Source organism: Streptomyces sp. H27-C3 (assembly GCF_030063415.1).
Lineage (GTDB): Bacteria > Actinomycetota > Actinomycetes > Streptomycetales > Streptomycetaceae > Streptomyces.
Window position 1 is genome coordinate 1 of record NZ_JASITA010000040.1, and the last position, 23,489, is coordinate 23,489.

At 69.9% G+C, this 23,489-nt stretch carries 26 protein-coding genes and 2 pseudogenes; 27 read left to right on the forward strand and 1 reads right to left on the reverse strand.

The window, feature by feature from the left end; translation table 11 throughout:
- Window positions 1-134 precede the first annotated feature (134 nt).
- Both QMK30_RS38940 and QMK30_RS38945 read left to right on the forward strand, forming a co-directional pair.
- A complete protein-coding gene (locus QMK30_RS38940; protein WP_283521539.1) occupies window positions 135-404 on the forward strand; it encodes a hypothetical protein in 270 nt (89 codons plus the stop codon).
- Window positions 355-555, forward strand: coding sequence for a hypothetical protein (locus QMK30_RS38945; protein WP_283521540.1), 201 nt, complete (start codon window positions 355-357; stop codon window positions 553-555). The genes QMK30_RS38940 and QMK30_RS38945 overlap by 50 nt, the downstream gene beginning before the upstream one ends.
- A gap of 96 nt (window positions 556-651) precedes the next feature.
- On the opposite strand, the gene QMK30_RS30395 is transcribed toward QMK30_RS38945, so the two are convergent.
- Window positions 652-1,398, reverse strand: a complete 747-nt coding sequence (locus tag QMK30_RS30395) for a DNA-methyltransferase (RefSeq protein WP_283521541.1) — start codon at window positions 1,396-1,398, stop codon at window positions 652-654.
- Between the two features lie 573 nt (window positions 1,399-1,971).
- On the opposite strand from QMK30_RS30395, the gene QMK30_RS30400 reads away from it, so the two are divergent.
- From QMK30_RS30400 to QMK30_RS30530, 25 genes and pseudogenes are all read left to right on the forward strand, one after another.
- Window positions 1,972-3,117: a C40 family peptidase gene (locus QMK30_RS30400; protein ID WP_283521542.1), complete on the forward strand. Its 1,146-nt coding sequence runs from the start codon at window positions 1,972-1,974 to the stop codon at window positions 3,115-3,117.
- A gap of 88 nt (window positions 3,118-3,205) precedes the next feature.
- Window positions 3,206-3,514 (forward strand): DUF6112 family protein, encoded by a 309-nt coding sequence (locus tag QMK30_RS30405; RefSeq protein WP_283521543.1) that lies wholly within the window; start codon window positions 3,206-3,208, stop codon window positions 3,512-3,514.
- A complete protein-coding gene (locus QMK30_RS30410) occupies window positions 3,514-4,203 on the forward strand; it encodes a hypothetical protein (RefSeq protein ID WP_283521544.1) in 690 nt (229 codons plus the stop codon). Before QMK30_RS30405 ends, QMK30_RS30410 begins: the two co-directional genes overlap by 1 nt.
- A 27-nt stretch (window positions 4,204-4,230) precedes the next feature.
- Window positions 4,231-5,619, forward strand: a complete 1,389-nt coding sequence (locus QMK30_RS30415; RefSeq protein ID WP_283521545.1) for an SCO6881 family protein — start codon at window positions 4,231-4,233, stop codon at window positions 5,617-5,619.
- A 142-nt stretch (window positions 5,620-5,761) separates the two neighbouring features.
- Complete coding sequence (locus tag QMK30_RS30420; protein WP_283521546.1) at window positions 5,762-7,234, forward strand: SCO6880 family protein; 1,473 nt, start codon at window positions 5,762-5,764, stop codon at window positions 7,232-7,234.
- 34 nt (window positions 7,235-7,268) lie between these two features.
- A complete protein-coding gene (locus QMK30_RS30425; protein ID WP_283521547.1) occupies window positions 7,269-7,721 on the forward strand; it encodes a DUF6238 family protein in 453 nt (150 codons plus the stop codon).
- Window positions 7,722-7,747: 26 nt separating this feature from the next.
- On the forward strand, window positions 7,748-9,253 hold the full coding sequence (locus QMK30_RS30430; protein WP_283521548.1) for a putative type IV secretion/conjugal transfer ATPase: 1,506 nt from the start codon (window positions 7,748-7,750) through the stop codon (window positions 9,251-9,253).
- A 33-nt stretch (window positions 9,254-9,286) separates the two neighbouring features.
- Window positions 9,287-9,757 carry a hypothetical protein gene (locus QMK30_RS30435; protein ID WP_283521549.1) on the forward strand — a complete coding sequence of 157 codons (471 nt, stop codon included), beginning with the start codon at window positions 9,287-9,289 and terminating at the stop codon, window positions 9,755-9,757.
- Window positions 9,758-9,782: 25 nt separating this feature from the next.
- On the forward strand, window positions 9,783-10,475 hold the full coding sequence (locus tag QMK30_RS30440) for a hypothetical protein (protein WP_502963256.1): 693 nt from the start codon (window positions 9,783-9,785) through the stop codon (window positions 10,473-10,475).
- Window positions 10,476-10,610: 135 nt separating this feature from the next.
- Entirely contained in the window at window positions 10,611-11,192 is a 582-nt protein-coding gene (locus QMK30_RS30445) for a hypothetical protein (RefSeq protein WP_283521550.1), read from the forward strand.
- A gap of 97 nt (window positions 11,193-11,289) precedes the next feature.
- Window positions 11,290-12,060: a hypothetical protein gene (locus QMK30_RS30450; RefSeq protein ID WP_283521551.1), complete on the forward strand. Its 771-nt coding sequence runs from the start codon at window positions 11,290-11,292 to the stop codon at window positions 12,058-12,060.
- A 26-nt stretch (window positions 12,061-12,086) separates the two neighbouring features.
- Complete coding sequence (locus QMK30_RS30455; protein WP_283521552.1) at window positions 12,087-12,584, forward strand: hypothetical protein; 498 nt, start codon at window positions 12,087-12,089, stop codon at window positions 12,582-12,584.
- Window positions 12,585-12,645: 61 nt separating this feature from the next.
- Window positions 12,646-13,155 carry a hypothetical protein gene (locus QMK30_RS30460; protein WP_283521553.1) on the forward strand — a complete coding sequence of 170 codons (510 nt, stop codon included), beginning with the start codon at window positions 12,646-12,648 and terminating at the stop codon, window positions 13,153-13,155.
- 116 nt (window positions 13,156-13,271) lie between these two features.
- Window positions 13,272-14,549, forward strand: coding sequence for a hypothetical protein (locus tag QMK30_RS30465; protein ID WP_283521554.1), 1,278 nt, complete (start codon window positions 13,272-13,274; stop codon window positions 14,547-14,549).
- Between the two features lie 5 nt (window positions 14,550-14,554).
- Window positions 14,555-14,803 (forward strand): hypothetical protein, encoded by a 249-nt coding sequence (locus QMK30_RS30470; protein ID WP_283521555.1) that lies wholly within the window; start codon window positions 14,555-14,557, stop codon window positions 14,801-14,803.
- A gap of 127 nt (window positions 14,804-14,930) precedes the next feature.
- Window positions 14,931-15,605, forward strand: coding sequence for a hypothetical protein (locus QMK30_RS30475; RefSeq protein WP_283521556.1), 675 nt, complete (start codon window positions 14,931-14,933; stop codon window positions 15,603-15,605).
- 108 nt (window positions 15,606-15,713) lie between these two features.
- Window positions 15,714-17,502: pseudogene (locus QMK30_RS30480) on the forward strand (type IV secretory system conjugative DNA transfer family protein).
- A gap of 223 nt (window positions 17,503-17,725) precedes the next feature.
- Window positions 17,726-18,895, forward strand: coding sequence for a DnaB-like helicase N-terminal domain-containing protein (locus QMK30_RS30490; protein WP_283521558.1), 1,170 nt, complete (start codon window positions 17,726-17,728; stop codon window positions 18,893-18,895).
- 45 nt (window positions 18,896-18,940) lie between these two features.
- The gene (locus tag QMK30_RS30495) at window positions 18,941-19,522 is read left to right on the forward strand and encodes a hypothetical protein (RefSeq protein ID WP_283521559.1); all 582 of its coding nucleotides are present in this window, start codon (window positions 18,941-18,943) and stop codon (window positions 19,520-19,522) included.
- Window position 19,523: 1 nt separating this feature from the next.
- A pseudogene (locus QMK30_RS30500) lies at window positions 19,524-19,697 on the forward strand (DNA cytosine methyltransferase); the annotation flags it as partial.
- Window positions 19,642-20,721: a DNA cytosine methyltransferase gene (locus QMK30_RS38950; protein WP_502963257.1), complete on the forward strand. Its 1,080-nt coding sequence runs from the start codon at window positions 19,642-19,644 to the stop codon at window positions 20,719-20,721. The pseudogene QMK30_RS30500 and the gene QMK30_RS38950, both read left to right, overlap by 56 nt.
- 93 nt (window positions 20,722-20,814) lie before the next feature.
- Window positions 20,815-21,426: a DUF4913 domain-containing protein gene (locus QMK30_RS30515; RefSeq protein WP_283521561.1), complete on the forward strand. Its 612-nt coding sequence runs from the start codon at window positions 20,815-20,817 to the stop codon at window positions 21,424-21,426.
- Window positions 21,423-22,190: a glycosyl hydrolase gene (locus QMK30_RS30520; RefSeq protein WP_283521562.1), complete on the forward strand. Its 768-nt coding sequence runs from the start codon at window positions 21,423-21,425 to the stop codon at window positions 22,188-22,190. Before QMK30_RS30515 ends, QMK30_RS30520 begins: the two co-directional genes overlap by 4 nt.
- Entirely contained in the window at window positions 22,187-22,663 is a 477-nt protein-coding gene (locus tag QMK30_RS30525) for a hypothetical protein (protein ID WP_283521563.1), read from the forward strand. The genes QMK30_RS30520 and QMK30_RS30525 overlap by 4 nt, the downstream gene beginning before the upstream one ends.
- Window positions 22,660-23,328 carry a hypothetical protein gene (locus tag QMK30_RS30530; RefSeq protein ID WP_283521564.1) on the forward strand — a complete coding sequence of 223 codons (669 nt, stop codon included), beginning with the start codon at window positions 22,660-22,662 and terminating at the stop codon, window positions 23,326-23,328. Before QMK30_RS30525 ends, QMK30_RS30530 begins: the two co-directional genes overlap by 4 nt.
- Window positions 23,329-23,489 lie beyond the last annotated feature (161 nt).

The window sequence follows — 23,489 nt, forward strand, 5'->3', positions numbered from 1 at the left end:
CTCGACGGCCAGGACCTACCTCCCACCGCGTCCGTCGTCCCCATGGGGAATTACGTGACCGCGGGGGTGGGGAATTACGTGACGCAGAACCCGCCCAACCTGGGGAATTTCATGATCGCTCACAGGGGACGCTGGTGACCGACCTGAAGCTGTTCCGGCTGGATGCAGATGGCCAGGACGTCGAGCTGCGGGGTTCGACTGTGGCGCTGGAGGTGCAACTGCAGCGGCGGGTCGAGGCCGGCCTGGAGGCGATGCTCGGCATCCGGTTCCTGGCGTCGGAGTACCCGACCGGTCCGTGGCACCGGGGCCGGATCGACACCCTCGGGCTACCGGCGGCTGGTGAACGTGGCGTCGGTGATCTTCCGTCCGAAGCACGAGGCGATCCTGGTCTATCTCAGACTTGACCCGGACACGGTCGAGTTGGAGGAGGGCTTCTCCCGGGACATGCGAGGTATCGGGCATCTCGGGACCGGGGACCTGGAGGTGCGCCTCGCCTCGGCGGCCGACCTGGAGAAGGCGGCGCCGTTGATCCGCCGGGCGTTCGAGGCGGCCTGACGCAAGCGGAAGGGCGGCTGGCGCATCGGTTACTCGATGCGCCAGCCGCCCTTTGGCGTCTGCGGTCCGTGGGCCCCGGGCTCTCCGCTCTCATGATCACTCCTCCGGTCCGGCCAGGACGAAGTCGTCCTGCGTCAGCTCCGCGCGGAGCCGCTGCTCTGCCACGTCGGCGTAGTGCGAGGACAGCTCGACCCCTACGAACCGGCGTCCCTCGCGGAGGGCTGCGATCCCCGTGGAGCCGCTGCCGGTGAAGGGATCGAGGACGGTCCCGCCCTCGGGGCAGATCTGCACGAGCTGCTGCATGATCTCGACCGGCTTCTGGGTGATGTGCACCCGGTCCTTGCGCGGCTGGGAGGCGATGAAGTGGCCTGGCAGGTACAGGTCCCGGTCCTTCGCCAGGCTGCCCTTGACACCCCAGGTGATGAACTCGGCCGACTGCTTGAACCCGCCCTTGCGAGGCCGGCTGGCGGGCTTGATCCACGGGATTGTGCCGCTCCAGGTCCAGCCCGCCATCTGCAGGGCGTCGGACGTGGTCGGCTCCTGGCGCCAGTCCGAGAAGACGATGGCCACCGAGCGCTCGGTGGAAGCCCGGTACGCCTCGGTGAGCAGGGCGGTCAGCCAGCTCCGATAGCTCCTCTGGTCGCGGTTCTCTCCGGGGAAGTTCTGCAGGTCGTGCGCACTGTTGCTGGTGACGTACTTGGCTCGCGCGGTGCGACCGGTGCGGTCCGAGCTGGTACGCCCGCCGGAGTTGTACGGGGGGTCGGTGATGACGGCGTTGACGCTTTCGTCCGGGAGGGTCTTGAGCACGGTGAGGGCGTCGCCTCGGTGCAGCGTGTAGCTCATGTGCGGGGCCTCTTCTCAAAGCATGGCGGGACTGGACCCGCTCCGGACGTCGCTCAACAGCGGTCGTTTCGAGCGGGGTTGCGCCGGAGGTTAATCGCGAATTCCGGCCGCACCTAACGAGCCGTGTCTCTGTCCCGGGCCGAGTTCAGGGGCCGTTTGGCGCGGCCGGATTCCCGGTCTACTGTCTCGCCATGTCACCGGAGCAGAGCAGCACTCCACCCCGGTTGACCTGTGCTTATCCGTGCTACCTCGTCCAAATGAGAAGCACGACAAGCCCGTTAGGCCCTCGTCCGAGCAGCCGTGAGGAGATCCGGTGTACCGCCTGAGATTACGAGCGCGGCTGGCTGCCGCGCATGACCTGAGACTGGCGTCCGGGAGCTACCAACTCCTGTGATCCGAGCTCGCCCTGAGAGGCGGATTCACATCGGCGCGGTGCCGGCGGCTTTGCACGAGAAGTCGGCACCGCGCCTCCTACGAACCACGAGGAGCCGCTGCGATGCAGCATGCCCTGACACCCCCGCGCCCCGACCCAGCACCGCTGTCCGGCTGGCACCGACGTACCGGTGAGCGGCGATGAAGAAGACCACCGGAGCCGTCGTCGGTCTCTTCGCATCCGGCCCGCTGCTGCTGGCCGTTCCCATCCTCGCCATCGGTGCCGGTACGGCTTCGGCCTCCTGCTCGACCGGCGGTGCACAGTCTGTGGATACCGCAGCCGTTGCCTCACAGGTGAAGGCCATCCTGGACGGCGGCTACAAGGGCGGCGTCTCCGTGCCGGGTCTGGACGATCCAGCCGACCAGGTACCCAACGCCAAGAAGATCCAGGCGACCGGCGTCGCGATGAACATTCCGGCCCGGGGGCAGGTCGTGGCCCTGGCAACCGCTCTCCAGGAGAGCGGCCTGCGGAACTTGACCTACGGCGACCGCGACTCGCTGGGACTGTTCCAGCAGCGACCGTCACAGGGATGGGGCACGGCGAACGAGATCCTCGATCCGGTGCACTCCTCGACCAAGTTCTACGAGGGGCTGCGGAAGGTCTCAGGCTGGCAGTCCCTGTCCATCACACAGGCGGCCCAGGCAGTGCAGCGGTCAGGCTTCCCGGAGGCGTACGCCAAGTGGGAGCCGCTGGCCACCGCCCTGCAGAAGGCCATCGAGCCCCTGCTGTCCAAGGCCGGCGGCGCGTCGCCGAGCCCCTCTTCGTCTGGATCTGCTGGCGCCGACGCCCCTTCCTCCACGACCGCGGGCGGTTGTACGACCGGCGGCGACGGAACCGACTTCGGAACCATCCCGGCGGGCGCGGTGCCGGCCGGATACAAGATCCCGGCCGATGCTCCGCCGAAGGTCCAGACAGCTATCCGCTGGGCCCTCGGCCAGCTCGACACGGCGTATCAGTGGGGCGGGAGCTGTACGGACTCCCACGGGCCCGACCCCATGGGCCGGTGTGACTGCTCCTCGCTGATGCAGCAGGCGTACAAGGCAGCGGGGCTCTCCCTGTCCCGGACGACGTACACGCAGGTCAAAGAGGGTAAATCGGCTTCGGTCGACGCTCTCCAGCCCGGCGACCTTCTCTTCACCGAAGGAACGGCCGCTGTCCCGGAGCACGTCGGCATGTTCATCGGACAGGGGCTGATCATCAACGCCCCGCATACCGGTGACGTGGTCCGCATCGCGACTCTCGCGTCCTGGAAATCGCAGATTCTCGCAGCCCGCCGAGTCGTCTGACCGGCGCTTCTCCCCTCCCCCTTCCTTCTCGCACCGCCGCTCCGTCCGCTCGGGCTTCGGCGTGCAATAAATCGAACTGGAGTTCGTAATGTTTCTCACCGACAAGGTCATCCAGCTCGCCTACGACCCCGGGATCAAGCCGAACGAGGGCGGGCTGCCGGGCCTCGCCGTCCTCAAGCAGGTGATGGGTTCCCTCAACCTCTTCGGCATCATCGCGGTGGTCGGCGCGCTCGCCGTCAGCGCGGGCGTGTGGGCATGGGGCCATCACTCCGGCGGTCACCAGGCCGAGGCCAGCGGCAAGAAGGGTGTGTTGGTCAGTGCTGGCGCGGCCCTTCTGCTGGGCGCCGCAAACGGTGTAGTTGCGTTCTTCAGCACGCTGGGGACGCAGGTCCACTGATGCCTTCTCGTTCCTCGAACCCCGGCGGCGCATCTCGCGTGCGCCGCCGGGCGCTGCTCGGCACTGCCGTTCTGGTGGTGCTCGTCGCCCTCGCCGGCCTGGCCGCCTACCTCACCCGTGATGGCAGGGGCTCCTCCAACGCTGAAGCCCCGCCCGCGAGTTCGCCATCCCCTTCCTCGTCGGCCGCTTCGCCGTCCGGGCCGCCCTCGCCGAGGTCACGTCCCCACTCCCTCCCGGCTCCTCCGGACACCCACGATCCGATCGCGTTCGGGAAGGCAGCCGCCGAAGTGCTGTGGTCGTACGACACCCGCGCGTACTCCCAGGCAGAGCTGCTGACCGCCCTGCACCGGTGGCTGACCACCGAGACCAAGTACGCCGACCCGGCCTCGGTCGACAAGGCCGTCCCCTCGCCCGTGCTGTGGAAGGAGATGGCCGCCAACGGCCAGTTCGCCACCGCCAAGGTGCACGAGGGGCACTTCCCGAATGCCTTCACCCGGGCCCTTCAGGAGGATCCCGGCGCGATCACCCAGGCATACGTCTACGCCGTCACGGTCTCCGGCAAGCAGTCGATCGCCTGGAAGGGCTCGCCCGCCGGCGGAGCGGAGAGCCGTTCCACCACCCTCGCGGTCCAGTGCCGGCCCGACCACCCCTGCGCCTTGGTCGGCGTCATGCCGTCCGTCGCTCCCTGACCACCAACCCAGAAAGGAGGTATCGCCATGGGAGTCTGCGACTTTCCGCTGATGGACAAGGTGTGCGGTGCTGTTGACTTCGCCACCAACCCCGCCGGGGCCGTCACCGACGGCATCGGAGCATGGATCGCGAAGTCGGCGGGTGAGTTGGCCGCCAGCGCTGCGGATCTCGCCGCGAAGGCCGTCAACGCGACCACCGCCATCGATCTCAACGCCACATGGTTCCGGGACAACTACGAACTGCTGCTACCCATCGGGCTCGCGTTGACCGTCGGCACGTTCTGCATCCAGTTGATGTTCGCGGCCTGGCGGCGGGACGAACGGGCCCTGGCTCAAGCAGCCATCGGCACTATGACCGGCATTCTCTTCAGCTTCTGCGCCATCGCCTTCACGACCGTGGCCATCACCGTGGTCGACGCTCTGTCGGACGGCCTGTTCAAAGCAGCCAACAGCTCAGTCGATGACGCGATCCGCCGTGTGGTGAAGGTCAACGAACTGGGGGCGATGTACGGCCTCGGCTGGGGAGTCCCAGCCCTGGTCGCCATAGGATGCGCAATCGGCGCGTTCATGTACTGGGGCGTCATGGTCGCCCGCAAGGTCGGCGTCCTGGTGCTGGTCGCTCTCGCCGTCTTCGCCGGAGCCGGAGGGGGCTGGGAGGTCGCCAAGCGGTGGCGACGCGGCTGGATCGAGGCCACCGCCACCCTGGTCGTCTCGAAACTCCTGATGACCGTCGTCTTCCTCATCGGCGTCTCAGCGATGGGCAAGTCGGACGCCCACGACGGCATGGCCGCGCTGTCCGACGCGATGGCAGGCATCGTGGTGATGGTGCTGGTCCTGCTGTGCCCGTACGCCACCTACAAGTTCGTCCACTGGGCCAGCGACGGCGGTGGCCACGACGACCTGCACCGCACCGGCGTCGCCGGCATGGCGGTCGCTGCGGGGGCTGCCAAGACCGCGGGCAGCCTGGCGATGCAGGCCAGCACAGGCAGCCCTGCACCGCAGGGGCCGAGCCAGGTCCCCGGCACCGGCGCCGGCGGCGTCGCCTCCGGCATCAGCCCCTCCGGCGGCACCCTCAGCAAGGAGGGCATCGACTCCGGACCGCCCAAGCCGCAGACCAGCTTCCGGTACGGCGAAGACCCGAACGCCTCCGGCGACAAGGGCCAGGCACTGATCCAGCGCCCCGGTATCCCGCCGCTCATCACCCGAGGCGGCGAGGGCGAATCGGAAGGTTCCGAAGGAGACTCCGCAGGCGGCCAGTTCGCTGCCCCTTCTGCTGCTGGCAGCAGCATGACCCGAGCTGGTGCCGCACCGCCCGCCGACCCTTCACCGCCGCCGTCCTCCACGGGACCAGCGGCAACCGGTTCGCCGACGCCGACGAACTGGGTGTATCCCAGCCAGCCGCCGTCGGGTTCCTGACCCCTCACATCCGGGGGCGGGCTGCACCCGCAGCCCGCCCCCGAGCCCCGCACCACCGATCACCAGAAACGGACCCCTGCCATGACCTCCAGAAGAGCGCCGCGCGCCCCGCCTCCGCCCGCTCCCACCGTCTGGAACCACCATGTCCGTCAAGCACCAGGCCGAAGCCACCACGGCCAGCGTCAAATTTCCGCACCGCTCCCGGCGCGGCATCCTGCTCGGCCTGACCGCCTCGCAACTGATCGTCGTCAGCCTGACCGGCCTTCTCCTGCTCGCCGTGATCCTCACCCGCGGCGTGGTCGGCGCCCTCGAACTCATTCCGGTCTGGGCCGCCATCGCCCTCCTGGTCTTCGTCCGCTACCGAGGCCGCGCCCTGGCCGACTGGGCTCCGATCGTCACCCGGTACGTTCTGCGCCGAATGCGGGGCCAGTTGGTCTGGCTCACCCGGCCTTCCCGCCGTCCGGTCCGCGAAGGGCTTCTCCACCTGCCCGGCACAGCGGCGAGCCTGCGTGTGGTCACCGCCCCCGACCGCCGATACGGCGCGGTCCACAACCCCCACACGGGCACCCTGACCGCCGTCGTCAAGGTTTCCTCCCACGCCTACGCGCTGCTCGACCCGGGCACCCAGAACGCCAACGTCAGCGGATGGGGACGCGCGCTGGCCGCGCTCGCCCGCACGGGCCAGGTCGCCCGTGTCCAGGTGATCGAGCGCACCGTCCCGGACTCGGGTGACGCGCTGCGCCGGTACTGGGAGGAGCACGGCCAGCCCCATGCCCCCGTGGCGGGTGCGATCTACAGCGAGCTGATCCAGAGCGCCGGCCCGGCGGCGGCACCGCACGAGGCGTACGTCGCGGTGTCCCTGGACGCCAGGGCCGCACGACGTCTGATCAACCAGGCCGGTGGCGGCCTCACCGGGGCCTTCAGCGTTCTGGCACAACTGACCTCGACCTTCGATCAGGCAGCCCGAACCGCCGGCCTCAACCCCACGGGCTGGCTCACCGCCCGCGAGATCGCGGCCGTCGTGCGCACCGCGTACGACCCCAAGGCCCTTGCGCCGCTCGACCGTTGGTCCGTCGCAGGACGTCCCGAGGCTGAGCCCGCTGCTGCCGGTCCGGTCGTGGTCGTCGAGAAGTCGGACCACATCGTGACCGACTCGGCTGTCCACGCCACGTACTGGGTGGAGAACTGGCCCCGCACCGAAACGTCGGCGGGCTTCCTGCACCAGCTCCTGTTCACCGCCGGGGTCCGGCGCACGCTGTCGCTGTCGTACGAGCCGAAGGGACTGGACGCCGCCCTGCGCGATGTCCAGCGCAAGAAGTCCAGTGTGATCGCGGATGCCGCCGAGCGAGCCCGACGGGGCCAGGTCGACTCCGAGGCCGACTCGATCGAGTACCAGGACATCAAGTCCCGGGAGCGCCAGCTCATCGCGGGCCACGCGGATGTCGCCCTGACCGGCCTGTTGACCGTCTCGGCCGACACGGAGGAGGAACTCCGAACCGCCTGCGCCGTCGTCGAGACCGCGGCTGTCGGTGCCCAGCTCGACCTCCGCCCGCTCACCTGGCAGCAGGCCGAAGCGTTCACCGTCGCCGCCATGCCGCTCGCCCTCGCCGCCTGATGCCGGCCCTCCTTCCCCCCGAAAGAGCACCCCCATGTCCCGCACCGCCAGCCCGACCGCGCAGGACTTCGTGCCCTTCGCCACCGCAGCGATCGACTTCCACCGCGCGCTCAACATCCCCGGCGGCCCGCTCGTCACCACCCGCGCGGAGCTGAACGCCCTGCACGCCCATCTCGTCTCGCTGCACGGCCTGCTCGATGCGCATGCCGCCCGCACCGGCCAGCTCGTGCCGGTCGAAGGCGACCAGCTCCGCGCCACCCGCACCCGGATCTGGCAGGCCGCCGACCACGTCCACGCCGCGTACCACGCAGCACCCCGCCCGGACTCCGGTGAGGTGCCCGAACGCGAGGCGTGCCAGGCGGGCCTGCCCGAGGGGGCGCCCGAGCTGACCATCTGCCAGCGCCACCAGCGCACCGCGCACCTGGTGCGCCGCCGCACTACCCCGGCCGACCTTCACTCGCCGTTCACGGGTCTCGTCCGCCGCTGACCTGCTTCCCGTCTGGAGAAACGTTCATGCCCCGCACCCGCGCCAGCGCGACCAACCTGTTCGTCCCCCGCAAGGCATCACGCGCCGAGCAGCGGGCCGCCCGCGCCGGTTTCACCGAGGCCCGCCGCCAAGCCCGCCGCGCCGGAGCCCCGCCCAAGCACCGGGCCGCGAAGAAGCTCGACCCGGAAATGCAGCCGACCTACCCGCCGTCCGGACGCCCCGGGGCCTCCTCGGCTCGGGGCGGCAAGCTCAGCCTCCCCGCCCATCGCATGACCACAGCCACCGTGAGTGGCGCCTATCCGTTTCTCGCAGAAGGCGGCCTGGGCGCGGAGGGGATCTTCATCGGACGGGACGTCCACGCGGAGGCTGCGTTCTGCTACGACCCGTTCTCGCTGTACAGCAGCGGGCGGATCGAGGGCTTCACGAATCCGAACGCCGTCCTGGCCGGGATCATCGGCATGGGGAAGTCTGCGCTGGCCAAGTCGATTGCCACCCGGGCGATTGCCCATGGCTACCGGGTCTACGTTCCCTGCGATCCCAAGGGAGAGTGGACGGCCGTCGCGCAGGCCCTCGGCGGCTACAGCATCGCGCTGGGTCCGGGCCTCCCGGGCAGGCTGAACCCACTGGATGCTCCGGCCCGGCCCGCTTCGGTGAGCGAGGGTGACTGGTCGACCGAGGTCCGAAAGCGCCGCCTCCTTCTCCTGGCGGGCCTGGCGCGCACCGTGCTGAAGCGCGATCTCCTGCCGATGGAGCACACCGCTCTGGACCTCGCACTCGACCTGGTCGTCGCCGAGGCCGACGCCAGCGGCACGGTGCCGCTGCTCGGCCAGATCGCGCACGCCCTCGGCTCACCCGAGCGCCTTGACCGAGCCCTCGGCGACCAGGCTGGACGCATGGGGCCCGCTGCGCAGGACCTCGCCCACGCCCTTCGTCGCCTGGTGCACGGCGACCTGAGCGGCATGTTCGACGCCCCCTCGACGGTGGCCTTCGACCCGACCACCCCGATGCTGTCCATCGATCTCTCCCGTCTCGGCGGCTCCGGGGACGACACGGCCTTGGTGCTGGCGATGACCTGCGCCTCTGCGTGGATGGAGTCCGCCCTCGCCGACCCGGACGGCGGCAGGCGCTGGGTGATCTACGACGAGGCGTGGCGTGTGATGCGGCACGTCGGCTTGCTGGAGCGCATGCAGTCGCAGTGGAAGCTCTCTCGCGGGCTTGGCATCGCGAACCTGATGGTCATCCACCGTCTCAGCGATCTGCTCAGCGCAGGCGATGTTGGCTCGCGCGGCCGAGTGCTGGCCGAGGGCCTGCTGGCCGACTGCTCCACCCGCATCATCTACCGCCAGGAACCCGATCAGCTCGCCGCCGCTGCGTCCCTGCTCGGCCTGACCGGCGTCGAGACCCAGGCGGTGTCCGCCCTGACCAAGGGCCGGGGCCTGTGGAAGGTTGCGGGCCGGTCCTTCATCACCCAGCACATCCTGCACCCGGCCGAGCGAGAGCTGTTCGACACCGACGCTCGAATGTCGGCCTAGCTCAACTAGCCCTCAAATCATAGGAGTTACACCGTGAATCCAACCGTAGCGCGGCCAGACCACCGAGTCCATGGAGGAGGCGCCCCCTCGGGCCCGAGTCCACGCACCGTCGCACTGGCCGACGACGGGATCGACCGCCTCGCCTCCGCCCGTCCCGAGGAATTCGCCGAGCTGTTCTGCGAGGCGCTCACGGACGACTTCGGCGCAGTGGCTCGGCTGCACCAGATGCTCGAAACCGCCTCCGAATGGTGCCTCACCCACGAAGCCCGTGGCAGCGCCTCCGAGTTGGGTGCCCTGGCCGACCGCCTGACCGATCTCGGCGAGGAGTTGCACCTTGTGGGGGAGGGCCTGGGTCACGAGATCCACTTCCACTCGCACCGAACGGCAGCAGCCGCTCGTATCTCCCCGGCGGTGTCCGTCAGCGGGCCTTCCGTCGGTCAGCAGAAGCAGGCTCCTGCTCCCATTCCACCTTCCACCGTCCGCTCACTGCCGCATTCGCGGTGAGCAGAGGCGCAAAAACAAAGGATCCATCGTGCCCGATTCCCGCGCCCCCTATGAAGAGCCGCCAGCGCCGACAGCCGATCACCTGGCGTGGCGGCAGCATGTTCCGTCGCTGGCTTCCGCCGCCGCCGGCATCAGGCAGGCGTCCGACGCCTGGGACGCAATCTCGGACTCCTTCTGCGGAACCGACAACTGGCCCATCGACGAGAAGGGCTACGCGGACGGCAAAGTGAAACGTGACGCCGAGGCGTGGGCGCACGTCGAGGTCTTCCTCGACCACGGCCCCGAGGTACTGGCCGGTGTCCGCGCCGCCGCCAGCGGTCCCGACTACGTCGAGGGGCCGATCAGCGAGGACCTTCGGCGGCTGCGCGGAATAGACACCTCTCTGGATCGAGCAGCCAAGATCCGGCAGGAGTGGGATGAGGTCCTGGTCCTCATGGACGCCTCCCAACCCGGTTCGCGAGCGATGTACGCGAGCCAGGCGGAGGAGATCCGCAACTCCGAAGGCTGGCACTACGCGGACGAGTTGTCCTACCAAGGCCCGGCGCTCGCGCGGGCTGGCGACTACTTGGCCAGCCGCGCAGACCTAGAGCAACCTTCACAGACCGAACGCGCCCATGCGGCCCTCGCACGGTCCACGGCAGGCAGCCGCAGGGCCCCACCCGCTTCGCCTCCTGCACCGCCTGCGGCGATGCCGACGGCCCTGCGCCGTTCCCGCTGACGCCTCTAGCACCGAATCTCGGCGGTGCCAAACCGGTCCCTCGCCGGATCCTCATGGAACGCCGCTACCCCGTCGCCCCAGCGCCTGCGGCTCGCGTCGTCGGCTGCTGGGGCACCCCGGCAACGGAGAAGCACCATGCACCCCGACCAGTCCCTGGCCCCCCTCCAACGGGAGGGCACAGCCGTCACCGCGCACACCAGTACGCCTCTTCCCCTGCACTCGACTGCCAGCGCCCCGGAACGGGAGCACGGGTACGGACACCTGACCGTTCCCCTTCGACAGCGTGGCCTGGAGTGCACCGTCGAGTACGGCCTCAGCGACTACATCGTCCACGTCGCGATCCCTGACGGTAGTTCGTTGATCATCTCGCCACCCCAGGAACCGCCGACCGACCATCCACCCGGACAACCCGAGAGCTGGCTGGTGACCCGCGGGCATCCCGACGACGACACCGTCCACGAAGTGATCTACGACTCGGAGCCAGACGGTCCCCACGCCCGGCACGGCGGCAGTGTCCCGAAGCTGCTCGCCGCCGTCCACGCGCGTCTTGATCAGCTCGGCGTGCCTCCACTCCCGGGCTCTGCCTCGCCGCGCGTGGCTGCTGCTCGCGCGCTCTCGCCGACCTCTCAGCTCACGGCTCCAGCACAACTGCCAGCGGCTTCGGCCGTGTGCCCCGCTTCGCCGCCCGCCCGTCAGCCATACATGCCCGGTCGCTGACCGCTTCCCGACTCGGAGTCCGCCATGTCCCGCACCAACAGAACCATCACGGCCCTCAACCGCCCCAACCCTCGAGCTTCCACCGGATGGATCTGCCATGCCCACCCACGACGACTCGCTCCCCGACATCGCAGTCGGCCGCCACCCCGACTACGGCATCGTCGCTGCGAACCCGAAGCAACTCGCGGCCAGCACATGGATGTTGAAGGGCTTCGACTTTCACCCCGTCCCAGACCAGCCGTCGCTGTACGCACTGGCCGACCAACAGCGTGACGGACAGGGCCGCGCCACCCGGGCCGTCGCGCTGCTACGCAATGCCGGCTACCAGGTCGACGTGGACGCCGCGTTCGACCCCTCGCTCGCCGCCGGCCCGGCTCTCGCCCGTGATCGCCCTCCGCGCATAGATCCCGACGTCGCGTTCGCCGAGCATCCGCGGCTCGGCATCGTCGCCGCCACCAGCGACTACTCCTCCGCCCTCGGCGGCCGACTCATCCTGGAGGAACACGGCTGGCGGCTGAACCCGGACCTGGATATCTACACGCTGCCCATCACCGCCGACCGCAGCGAGGCCCTGGGAAAGATCGCCAGCGCCACGGTGTCGATGCACCGATCCGATCTCCAGGTGGCGGTACAGCCCCGTCTCGCCCAGGACGTAGCAGCGCGCCGCCCTCCTGCAGCCGCAACGGCCGCGCGCCACGAGCGCAACCAGGGCGCCACCACACACAAGTTCCCCATCAGCGCCGCCGCGCTGGCCGCCAGCCCAGCCCGCGCCGGCCTCCCGGGCAAGGCGCCTGTCCCTGCTCCCACCGCCTCCGCTCCGGCGGCCCGGCCGGTCGACCCGCGCATCGCGTTCTCCCGCAACCGCTGACCCAACTCCTGTAAGGAGCAGTTCCCATGGCCGTGAAGACCATCTGGCAGATCACCCACTCCTGCGGCCACCAAGCCGAGCGCGACCTCTCCGACCGGGCAGCCGACCGTCGCGCGGGCTTCGCCGAATGGCTCACCAAGCAGGAATGCACCGCTTGCTGGCGGGCCGCCAAAGAGGGCGACGAGGAGGACAAGGCCGCCTGGCTGGAGGCCAAGCGGGCCGAAGAACAGGCCGAATCCGAAGCCTGGTCCAAGCAGTACCGGATGCCTCCGCTGGAGGGGACCGAGCGAGCTGTCGCCTGGGGTGTGCGCTGTCGTCACCAGGTCCTTGCTGCTGCCTACACCGCCCTGGTCCTCGAAGCCGAGACCGGCGAGACGGAGTGGCAGGAGGTCGAGGAGGCCGCTCGCACCATCACCCGTGCCGGGTGGTGGCTTGACCAGCGCTCCTCCGAGCCCGACGACCTCGCCGAACTGCTCCAGGCAGCCACCGAAGCCGACCGGCCGACCGAAAACCCCCACTTCTGACCGCCCGGTGCCCCGCCTCAGCGGGGCACCGGCTCCCCCTGCCAACGACCTGGATACCCCAATGCCCGAGTACCCCCTGCGCTGCGATGTGCGGCGCACCGAGAGCACCACAGACCTCCTCGGCCGCCTCCACGGCAGCGAGCCAGGCTTCGCCCCCTACCTGCTCACCGCCTGGTCCCCGGAACTGACCGCCCAGGAGACCGTCGTCCTACCGCACCTGGCGCTGCTGCTCGATGAATCGGTCGCGCTGCGGAAACCGCGGACCGGTCACACCGCTTCCCGGCGGCTCACCTGGCACTGCGCCATCCGCAACACCACCGACGTGGAACTCGACGACGAAGACTGGTTCGAGCTGACGCGCGAGGTTCTCGACGCCACAGGCATAGAGCCGGACGCCGATCCGGCGGCCTGCCGCTGGGTGGCCATGCGCAACCAGACCAGCGGGCTCGACATCGTCGCGACCGTCATCCGCCAGGACGGCCGCTGGGCCCGGTTGCACAACGACGCCTACTTCGCCCGCGCCGCCTGCGCGAACTTCACTTACGACCACGGCCTCGACGCAACGGGGTGAGCGGCGGCGTCTACCAGTGATCTCCGGCCGCGCCAAATCGCGGATCCTGCGGATCCTCTCTCCTGACAGCCCGAAGACCGGGCTCCTGTTCGCCACTCCCCTTCGAGGTAGACGCCGTGATCGCCCACCTGCAGCGCGCCAGCAACACCGCCGGCCTGCTCTCGTACCTGTACGGGCCGGGCGAACGCGGTAACCACACCAGCCCCCGGCTGGTCGCAGGCGACGGCCACGGAGCCCCGATCGACCCGCTCACCGAGGCTGGCTCGCTGCCCTACTTGGCCCGCGCCCTCGACGCTCCCGTCGAACGCCTCGGGACCCGAGCACCCGAACGGCCGGTATGGATCTGCTCGGTCCGCTCCGATCCTCGCCGACCGGACCTCACCGACTCGCAGTGGGCCACGGTCGCCCGCCGCCTCGTAGCCGTCACCGGCATCGCCCCAGAAGGCGATCCGGACGCCTGCCGGTGGATCGCCCTGCGCAACCAGCCCCGGCAGGTGCACGTCGTGGCCACCCTCGCTCGTGAGGACGGCAGCCTCCACAACGCCTACCGCGACGCCTTCCGCCTCCAAACCGAGTGCCATCGCCTCGCCGCCGAGCTGGGCCACCTGCCCACCACTCCACGCCCGACACCCCGCGCCCAGGAGACCCACGTGCCTGCCCCCTCCATCACCATCACCGCCGAGCCCAGCGGCAGCGTCTCGGCGAAGGGCGCCAGCGACGACCTCTCCGCCACACTCCTCAAGCACGCCGGTTTCCAGCAGATCGAGGACTGGTACGGCCGACGCCATCGGCTGCCCACCACCACCCCGGCCTCTGATCGCGCAGCCATCGCCACCCACGCGGCCGAGATGCTCAGCGCCGCCCGCTACGGCGTCGACCTCGCCCCCTCCCTAGACACCGCCCGGACGGCCACCCCGGCAAACCCGCTCGGGCCCTACACCGCCGGAGCGGAACTGCTCCAACTCACCGACCAGATCAGGTCTGCCGAGAACGGTGAGGAGCTTCGACGAGCGGTCGACCACCTCCTACATCCCGAACACGGCGCACTGGAGCGCGTCCGCGAAGCGCTGGAGGCGGCGAGTGAACAGATCACAGACCTCGACGACGAGGCGTACCAGCTCGCCGACCGGTTCGGCTTCGCTGCGGAGTTCGTCAGCTCAGCACAGTCGGAACTCAGCGACTCGGAGGCCAAGTTGCGCCGTGTCGGCCGCACGCAGCAGCCCCACGCCGAGACACGGACGCACTCGCCGAGGCTCCCCGACCCCCGAAGCGCCGCTCTCGCTACCTCGCCCGCAGCGGCTAAGGCCAAGGTCTCCTCGACCTTTGGTGCTGGGGCATCGGACGCCAGCGCAGCCGTACGTCCGTCACAGGCCCCTGGCCCTCGGACGCGGTGACCCGGATGATCTATCCCCCGGCCACCGGCACCCTCTCCACGCGGAACCTAGCGATCCGCCCCGGTCCGGAGTACCCGTGGCTGCACCAGGTGACCTGGCTCCGAGACGTCGGAAAGCGCGTCGTACTGTCGCCGGCGGGCAACCTCGACACCAGCCGGGTGGGCTTCCTCATCGACACCGCCGACAGCTCCGAAGCGGCCCAGGACTCTCTCTCGTGTCTCGCCGACGCCCTGACCCTGTCGGTCACCCCGTGAACCTTCCACCGCCCTCCTCCGCCACAAGACCGGTATACGGACCTGCGTCCGTCCATCCGGGTGGGGAGCACGTCAGCCTCGTGCCCCCACCCAGCCCGGAAATCCAGCGCACGACCGAGGAGCAACCGTGCCCGAGTTCTACCCGAGCATCGGCGAGGCCGTCGGAGCCGCGCTGCAGCACAACATCCGGCTCGCCCATGGCAACGAAACGCCGGGCCTCGACAAGCCTCTGCAGATCCGCCACCTGCCCCACCCTTCCTCCGACCCGTACTCCGTCCCCGGGATGATCGCCCGGCTCACCGAGACCGCGACGCCCAATGAGGTCGCCGAAATCATCGAGGAGGTCAACGGTGCATTGGTCGGGGCTCTCCCGCAGCTGACCGAACTCGTCGCCGCTGCCGCCGACTGGACCCGCGTCCGCCTGACGTTCGACGACCCGAACCACAACCCCACCTTCGAGACCTGGACGCGGCTGGCCGCCGCCCACGGCATGCTCCTCGACGTCCAGGAGCAGTTGGAGATCGCCGAGGACAGGATCGCCGCGTGCCCTGCCGAACTCACCGATCCCAGGCACCACGAGATGGTCAACGTCCTGCGGACCAGGGAGCTGCTCAGCGACGTCCTCGGTGCCGACCCGGTCACTCCGGCCCCGCCGAACGCCGATGGCACTGCGGAAGCGAACCGGCAGCGCGCTGCCCGTACCTCCTCGCCGAAGGCTGCCACCCAGCGCACGACGTCCCCGGCCAGCTCCGCAGACACCCCGCCGAGCACTCCGCCGCCCCGAGCCCCTCGCACCCGATAGCCCCGACCGCCGACTCCCTTCCTGAACAGGAGCTTCCTCGATGACCAGCAGAAGAGCGCCGCGTGCCCCGCCCCCATCACTCGCCTGCGCCCACTTCCAGGACCCACCATGCCCGCACCGCGTACCAGCGCGCCCTCGACCACCACCGGGTCGGACGCGCTCCTCTCCCTCCTCTTCGGCATACTCGGCATCGCGCTCGCCTTTGGTTCGCTGGCCTGGCTGAGCGGCAATCTCACCAACTCGCTCTTTGGGAGCGGGTCTTGGGGTCCCTTCAGGGCCACGGATGCGCTGCTTCACCCCGATGTGCTGTGGCCGCACCTGAGCACCACCGCCCTGCTGGTCGGCGCGCGGATCATCCCCGGCCTGCTGTCCGTCTGCCTCACCGTCCTCGGCCTGGTGCTGTGGATGCGACTGCGCGGCGGCCCGAAGAACGGCCTCGCCCGGAAGGCCGACCTCGCCCCGCTGCTGGACAAGGAGATCACCGCCAAGGCCAAGAGCCTGCGGCCGTCCTTGAGCGGCCGGGAGTGTAAAAGAGGTCGCCCCTGCTGACCGCGGCATCCTTCTCGGCACCCTTTCCCCGGGGCGGGCCAATGTCCGTGCGTCCTGGGAGGACGTGATCGTCGCGATCATGGCTCCGCGAAGCGGCAAAACCTCCGGACTCGCGATCCCCGCGATTCTCGCGGCGCCCGGACCGGTCCTTCTCACCAGTAACAAGGCCGCGAACGACGCCTTCACCGCGACGGTGGACGCTCGGGCCGAGGTCGGCACGATCTGGAGCCTCGACCCCCAGCAGATCGCCCACCACCCGCGCGAGATGTGGTGGGACATCCTGGCCGACGCCCGCGACCTGGCCGGGGCGAAACGTTTGGCTGGGCACTTCGTCGCCGCCAGCGTGGACGAGTCGAACGGCTCCGACTTCTGGTCCACCGCCGCGAGTAACACGCTCGGCGCGCTGTTCCTCGCTGCCGCCAGCCACCGGCGCCCGATTACCGATGTCCTGGCCTGGCTCGCCTCCCCCGCCGACCGGACCCCGGTCGACCTGCTCACCGATGCCGGCCACGACGCGGTGGCCGCTCAGCTTCAGGGCACTGTCTCCGGCGCGACCGAGACCCGTGACGGAATCTTCGAGACGGCGAGGCAGTACGCGAGCTGCCTGCTCGACACGGACGTCGCAGCCTGGGTCACACCCGCCAAGGATCTCCCCGAGTTCAAGCCCTTCGCCTTCGCCACGTCCCGCGACACCCTGTACCTCCTCAGCAAGGACGGCGGCGGCAGCGCGAGCGCGATCATCGCCGCAGCGGCCGACGCCGTGATGCGCGCGGCCGTGATCGTCGCCGAGCGCTCCGGCGGCCGACTCGACCCTCCCGCCTTGTGCGTCCTCGACGAAGCTGCGAACGTCTGCAAAATCTCGGATCTCCCCGACCTTTACAGCCACTTGGGCAGCCGAGGCGTCATCCCGATGACGATCCTGCAGTCCTACCGACAGGGCCAGCGGTGCTGGGGCGAGGCCGGCATGGACGCGCTCTGGTCTGCAGCCACCGTCAAGATCATCGGAAGTGGCATCGACGACGCCGACTTCGCCGACCGGCTCAGCAGGCAGGTCGGCGACCACGACGTGCAGACCACCTCGGTGTCGACCAGCGACGGCGGCAAGTCCACCTCAGTGAGCATGCGCACCGAGCGGATCCTGCCACCCGATGCGATCCGCGCCCTGCCCAAGGGCAAGGCACTACTCCTGGCCACAGGCATCCGGGTCGCCATGCTCGACCTCCGGCCTTGGTACAAGGAGCCATCCGCCAAGGTGGTCGGCCCGGCCTCGGCCCGTGCGACGAAGGCGATCACCGAACGGGCCATCGCGAAGACCCACGGCCGTGACGACTTCGGGTTGTCAGCATGAGCGCGCCCACACCGCGTCCCGGGCGGTTCGCACGCTCGCCAGTCGTTCTGCGCGACGGGCAGTGGTGGTTGGTCAGCGGGGCCGGCTCCATACTCGCCTCCGATCCCACGTTCACCAGCACCCTGGACTGCCTCGCGCAGGCGATGGCCGCTGCCGACCAGGCGGTCGACGACCTCCGTGCCCGGGAGAGCGAACCTCCCGCTTTTGATGCAAGGGGGCGGCGATGAACCCGCTGTTGGGCGCGGAGCAGGCGGTGCTCGGTTCCGTGCTGCTCGACCCGGGTCAGCTCTCGCACCTTGACTGGCTCGCACCGGATCACTTCTACCGGCCGGTCCACCAGGCGCTGTTCGGCGCGTTGCGCAAGCTCCGTGACGACGGCCACCCTGCGTTGGCCGAAGAGTCCGTACCGCTGTCTTGGGTGACCGATGCGGTCGACGAGGCCAGCACCCGCGTACGGGGTCTGACCGCGGTATACGCCCACACCCTGATCTCGGCCTGCCCGCGTCCCGCGCACGCTCCGGTGTACGGCCGCATGGTGCTGGAGGGCGCGATCCATCGCAGCATCACGGAACACGCCATCCGCCTTCACCAGGCGGCCCGCGCCGACGCCCTGCAGGGCGAAGTCGTGGGAGCCCTGCATCACGCGGACGTCCTTACCGGCGTGCTCAGCGATCTCGCACAGCGGTGGGGTACCGAACCGCGCCCGGTCGCGCCTGCCAATCCGCCGGCCACCGCCCCGGCCGTGCCACCGCCGGTTCGGGCAGACCAGGTCGCCGAGGACGAACGGTTCCTTCTAGCCGTCCTCGCTGAGCAGCCGAAGGCCATGAACGAGGTAGTCGGCTGGCTGCGGCCTGGCGACTTCGCCGACCCCGCCCACGGGCAGCTCTACCGCTGCCTCGGCGCACTGCACCACCGGGGTGAGCCCATCGATCGAGTCACCTTGCTCTGGGAAGCCCAGCGGCGTGGGCTTCTGGCCGACGGAACACTGTCCAGCGATCAGCTCGCCGCCATCTGCGACGGCGTGGGTCCAGGCAGCGCCGAATGGCTCGGCGAACTGGTCATGCGCTCGTCGGTCACCCGCACGGCGGCGACCTCTGCGCGTGTCATCCGGGCCCTGGCGGAGAACGACGCTCTGGCCCCCGGGCGGCTCATCAATCACGCGTTGCACGCACTCGGTCCCCTCGATGAAGTGCGTGCCCGCTGGCAGGCGGCGAACGGCCACCCCGCACCGACGCCGACGGCGACGGCTCCCTCGCCGACCGGGCCGCCCCCTGCGCAGGTGCACGCGGCGCTCGCCCGCAGCACACCGCACCCAGTCTCGCCCTCCTCGGCCCGGCCTGGCTCTGCCCCCAGCCCGGCCGCCGTGCGACCGCCCTCTCGCGGACACGGCTGAACCCTCCCCCTTTCCGTCGCTCGTCCTCATCCCTTGGGAATCACCGTGAACAACACCCCCGTCTCCGACGCCTTGGCCCTCCGTGCCACGGCCTCAGCCTTCGATGCCCAGCGCGGCAAGCTCCCGGTCTCCGGAGACCTCCACCGCTCGCCGGACAGCGTCGCCGTCGCCAGGCAGATATCCGAACTCGGCACGCTGATCAGCAGTTTGGGCGACGAAGTCCTCTTCCGTGTCACCGAACAGGACCAGGGGCCCGACAGTGCGCGGGTCGTCACCAGCTGCGCCGCCGCCGTAGGACCTGCCGGCGAGGCGGCATCCGCTCTCGGCGCAGTGGCCCACCAGCTCTCGTTCCTGAACCAGACCGAGCACCTCCACGACCAGCCCGATGCCCGGGACGCTCGGGAGGCTGCGGCACGGGTGACGGATGACGCGCTCAGCATGGCGAACACGGCCCTACGCGAAGCCGCCGACTCCCTTCATGCCGCGTCGGCTGCGGTTTCGCCTCCGTCCGCGCGGCTGCAGGCAGCCCGTAGCCGGTCCACGACCGCGGCTCCCGCACCTGTTTCATCTCCGCATGCCGTCCCGGGAGCAGCAGCTCCTGTGGACCGGATCGCTCGGGGTCGGTGACATGCAGACCGCCATCGCGCGCCCTCCGCTGATCGGCTCGCTCTGCTCCGGGTACGGCGGGCTGGACCTCGGCGTCCAGTCCGCGCTCGGCGGCACGCTGGCCTGGCACGCGGAAGTCGATCCGAACGCCTCGCGCATCCTGGCCCGCCACTGGCCCCGCGTCCCGAACCTGGGCGACATCACCGCCGTCGACTGGGCCACCGTTCCCCGGGCCTGCGTCCTTACGGCGGGCTTCCCCTGTCAAAGACGTCTCGGTCGCCGGCCGCCGGGCCGGACTCAACGCCCAGACCCGCTCCGGGCTGTGGCTGCACGTCGCCCGTGCGGTCGAAGCCCTCCGACCCTGCCTGGTTGTGATCGAGAATGTGCGCGGCCTCCTCACCTCACCCGCCGGTTCCCCTGGCGACGTGGAATTCTGCCCGTGGTGTCTGGGAGACACCCCAGGCCAGCCTCCTCTGCGGGCACTCGGTGCCGTACTCGGATCCCTGGCCGACCTCCGGTACGACGCGAAGTGGCTCGTGCTTCGCGCCTCCGATATCGGAGCCCCGCACCGCCGCGAGCGCACGTTTCTCGCCGCCTGGCCCGCCGAACGCGCTGTTCAAGACGCCGACCAGCAACATCGGCAAGAACGGCGGATCACAGCACCCCTCCAAGAGGAAGAGCGGGGGCCACGGCCCGAACCTGGCCGACGAGGTGGAGTGGCTCCTGCCTACGCCGAAGGCGTCGGACGGCATCAAGGGCTCACCCAACCAGCGCCACGGCAATGGGGACATGACCCTGCCGAGTGCGGCGGCGTCGCTGCTGCCCACACCGCGGGCCAGCGACACGGGCACCCCGGGACGCCGGCCGGGCAAGGGCTGGCGCCCGCCCCTGTCGGCAGTGGTTCTGCCGCTGTGGACGGAATCGGCTCCGGAAGCCGGGGGGCCGACCAGCGATGGGGGGCGTACGTAGCCGCCATCACCCGGTGGGAGATGCTCACCCGCCCCGCGCCGCCGCCCACCGATGCGGCCGGACGCCTTCGTGCCGACTTCGTGGAGTGGATGCAGGGGCTGGAGTCCGGCTGGGTCACCGCCACTCCGGGGCTCGGACGCCCAGCTCAACTCACCGCACTCGGCAACGGTTGCGTCCCCCAACAGGCCACCCGGGCAGTGCAGTTGTTGGCCCCACCCTTCCCGCGCTGCCCTCGCTGCGCGACGGCGTAGCGCCCCACTACCGGGCTTTTCCGGCCGAACCAAATCGCGGTTCCTCCGGATCCTCTTCCTCATGTCGCCGTCTCACAGATGGAGCACGCCCCCATGTCCGACACCAGCACGACCACCCCCGACCCGGAGCCGGAGCCGTTCCGCGTCCCCGACGGGGACCTCGACGACCTCGCCAGCACCCTCGCCAAGACCATGGCCGAGGTCAGGCAGCACGGCGTCATCCTCGACCGCCTGGGCTCCGAGCCCGCTCCCGCCTCCGCCGCACGCCCGTCGGCTGACGGCGTACCAGCCGCAGAGGCGGCCAGCTCCGCGCAGGAAGATGGCCCCGCCTCGGTGTTCATCCTCGCCTTGGGCGGCGAGGCGTACGCCATCGAGATCGCCGCCCTCAGCGACTGGGTGAACTACCTCTTCCTCCCGGTGTACGGCCGAGAGATCAGCACGTCCCGCCCATGGTGTGCCCAGTGGCACGAGCACCCCGAGGCTGTCGCCCGGCTGCACGCCCTCTGGCTCGCATGGCAGCAGCTCACCGACGCCGAGGCCGGCCTGTCCGGCCCCTCGACGTGGCACCGCGACCACCTGGACCAAGCGCTGGTCCATCTCCGCGCTCCCGACGGCCCCTTCGGCGCATGCACGACGAGCGCGACCCGGCCCAACCATCGTGTACTGGCCACCCCCGCGCCCGAACTGTTGGGGCTGGCGGCATGAGCGACGAACTCGACTTCCATCTGGACGACTTCGAGCCTGTTGACGCGGACTCGGAGTACGCGGAGCAGCGGTTCTGGGCCGGTGACTTCACCGTCTTGGCCGAGCACCGCACCACCCCCTACGGCTCCCACAGCTTCGTCGTCGCCCACGACGGCTCGGCCACCTGGGGCGTGCCCGGCGCACCTCAGATCGCCGCGATCAAGGTCGCGCGGGACCTCAGCCTGAACACCTTCACGTTCGAGTCGACCTATCACTCCTCCGTGCCCTTCGCTCAGAACTGGCTGATCGAGCAAGGGTGCCCGCCCGAGCCGATCTCCCAGATCGGCGACGGCTTCACGCAACCCGCCGATGACCTGACGACCCGCACCGAGCAGCAGATCCACTCCTCGGGGAGCCGGTACGAGGTGCTGGACAGCGACACCAGGGACTACGGCCCGGCCGAGAACTGGACGATGGTCAAGGACTCTGCCGCAGCCAAGGCTCCGATCCGGGTCTTCCTGGAAAAAGCAGACCTCAAGGCCGGCACCTACACGCTGCGCGAGGGCGCCTTCGCTGACGAGGACGCCGCCCACCACTGGCTGGAGGACCGCAGCAGCCCGCTGCCGCCGCCACCGGAATACCGCGGTGACGCCGGTTCCCTGCGGACCCGTGCTGCCCTCGCCCGGTCGGTCGGCGCCTCCGCGATATCGGAGGCCGGCCCCGATACCCAGAGCGAGCCGTCGGCAGGAGCTGCTCAGCGACCGAGCCCTGGGCGGTCGATGTGAGCCGCGCCCGCTTCGCCTTCGCCGCACATCCGGACGCCATCGCGGATCTGCGGGAACTTCCCGACACCATTCGCGACTTGGCCCTGCTGGAGCTGCAGAACCTGGTGCACGGGAGCGACGACTGCCTGCCGCTGAAGGGTCGCCTCGCGGGATTCCACAAGGTCTATGTCGACCCGTCAGTCTCCTACCGGATGGTCATCCAGTTCCGCGCGGCCCCGCCCACCTCCGACCACCAGCGCGAGGTCTATCTCGTCGCCGCCGGGAGCCGTAAGGACTACGCGGTCTACCGCTCAGCCCACCTCCGCACCGGCCCCCACCAGGACACCGAGACCGCCTCTGCCTCCGAGGCGCGCGTGCAGGCCGCTCGATCCCGCTCTCCCCGCACGATCGACCAGCCGACTGCGGTCCCGGCAGCTCCTCCCGCAGCAGTCCAACCCACTGCTGCCGCTCCTCGAAAGGCCCCCCATCGATGACCGCCGACCGCACCCCCCTGGCCCGTACCGAACTGGCTGACCTCCTCACCGAAGTTGCGCACAGGGTCTCCGGCATCCTCACGGCCGAGTACCCGACGGCCGCTAGCCGCTCCTACCTGCACCCCGTGCTCGGTGCACTGTCCGCCGGGCCCCAGGTCGTCTGCGAGCTGAACGACCGGCTCGAAGGCTTCGTGGCCGACGATCCGCTCCCCACGACGCCGGCAGGTCTCTTCACCCTGGCCTCCTACGCCTCGGCGCTGGGATGGCTTACCGAGTCCCTCGCCGAGCTGACCGCCTCGGTCGACCGGATCTGCACGCGCGTCGGCATCCCCACGGAGCCACCGGACCTGGCCTTCGCCGCACGGGTCAGCGTGGAGCAGAACAGCGAGTTCGACTTTGCCTTCAGCGCCCTGGAGTTGGCGGCAATCCGTACTGCGGCCGAGGCCGCCGGTCTCGCTCCGGTCGACTACGTCGAGGTGCTCTCCGAGTCCCTGCTCGCAGCCTCCCGTATCACCGACGCCTGCATGGAGATCTCCAGCGGCCTGCTCGAAGACGCCGCGTATGTCCTCGGTGAGGCGACCGAACACGTCTGGATCGGCGACGGTCCCGAGAGCCTGCCCACTCTGGTCCGCTCCCTGCTCGCCCGGATGGAGGCGTCGGAATGAACCCTCATGACGCGACTGGCCGGGACGATGACTGGCCATCTCGGGTGAGCGCCGCCTCGGGGCCCTCGAAGCCGTCGAGGCTGGCGGACTGCGATTCCACCAGAGCGCGATCTACGGCTACATCCACCTCTCCGACGGACAGGGCCAGCGCCCCAACCCGG

Coding starts and splice junctions, on each gene's coding strand:
- QMK30_RS30395 (WP_283521541.1), bottom strand. CDS start 1,398: ATGAGCTACACGCTGCACCGAGGCGACGCCCTCACCGTGCTCAAGACC.
- QMK30_RS30400 (WP_283521542.1), top strand. CDS start 1,972: ATGAAGAAGACCACCGGAGCCGTCGTCGGTCTCTTCGCATCCGGCCCG.
- QMK30_RS30405 (WP_283521543.1), top strand. CDS start 3,206: ATGTTTCTCACCGACAAGGTCATCCAGCTCGCCTACGACCCCGGGATC.
- QMK30_RS30410 (WP_283521544.1), top strand. CDS start 3,514: ATGCCTTCTCGTTCCTCGAACCCCGGCGGCGCATCTCGCGTGCGCCGC.
- QMK30_RS30415 (WP_283521545.1), top strand. CDS start 4,231: ATGGGAGTCTGCGACTTTCCGCTGATGGACAAGGTGTGCGGTGCTGTT.
- QMK30_RS30420 (WP_283521546.1), top strand. CDS start 5,762: ATGTCCGTCAAGCACCAGGCCGAAGCCACCACGGCCAGCGTCAAATTT.
- QMK30_RS30425 (WP_283521547.1), top strand. CDS start 7,269: ATGTCCCGCACCGCCAGCCCGACCGCGCAGGACTTCGTGCCCTTCGCC.
- QMK30_RS30430 (WP_283521548.1), top strand. CDS start 7,748: ATGCCCCGCACCCGCGCCAGCGCGACCAACCTGTTCGTCCCCCGCAAG.
- QMK30_RS30445 (WP_283521550.1), top strand. CDS start 10,611: ATGCACCCCGACCAGTCCCTGGCCCCCCTCCAACGGGAGGGCACAGCC.
- QMK30_RS30450 (WP_283521551.1), top strand. CDS start 11,290: ATGCCCACCCACGACGACTCGCTCCCCGACATCGCAGTCGGCCGCCAC.
- QMK30_RS30455 (WP_283521552.1), top strand. CDS start 12,087: ATGGCCGTGAAGACCATCTGGCAGATCACCCACTCCTGCGGCCACCAA.
- QMK30_RS30460 (WP_283521553.1), top strand. CDS start 12,646: ATGCCCGAGTACCCCCTGCGCTGCGATGTGCGGCGCACCGAGAGCACC.
- QMK30_RS30470 (WP_283521555.1), top strand. CDS start 14,555: ATGATCTATCCCCCGGCCACCGGCACCCTCTCCACGCGGAACCTAGCG.
- QMK30_RS30490 (WP_283521558.1), top strand. CDS start 17,726: ATGAACCCGCTGTTGGGCGCGGAGCAGGCGGTGCTCGGTTCCGTGCTG.
- QMK30_RS30515 (WP_283521561.1), top strand. CDS start 20,815: ATGTCCGACACCAGCACGACCACCCCCGACCCGGAGCCGGAGCCGTTC.
- QMK30_RS30520 (WP_283521562.1), top strand. CDS start 21,423: ATGAGCGACGAACTCGACTTCCATCTGGACGACTTCGAGCCTGTTGAC.
- QMK30_RS30530 (WP_283521564.1), top strand. CDS start 22,660: ATGACCGCCGACCGCACCCCCCTGGCCCGTACCGAACTGGCTGACCTC.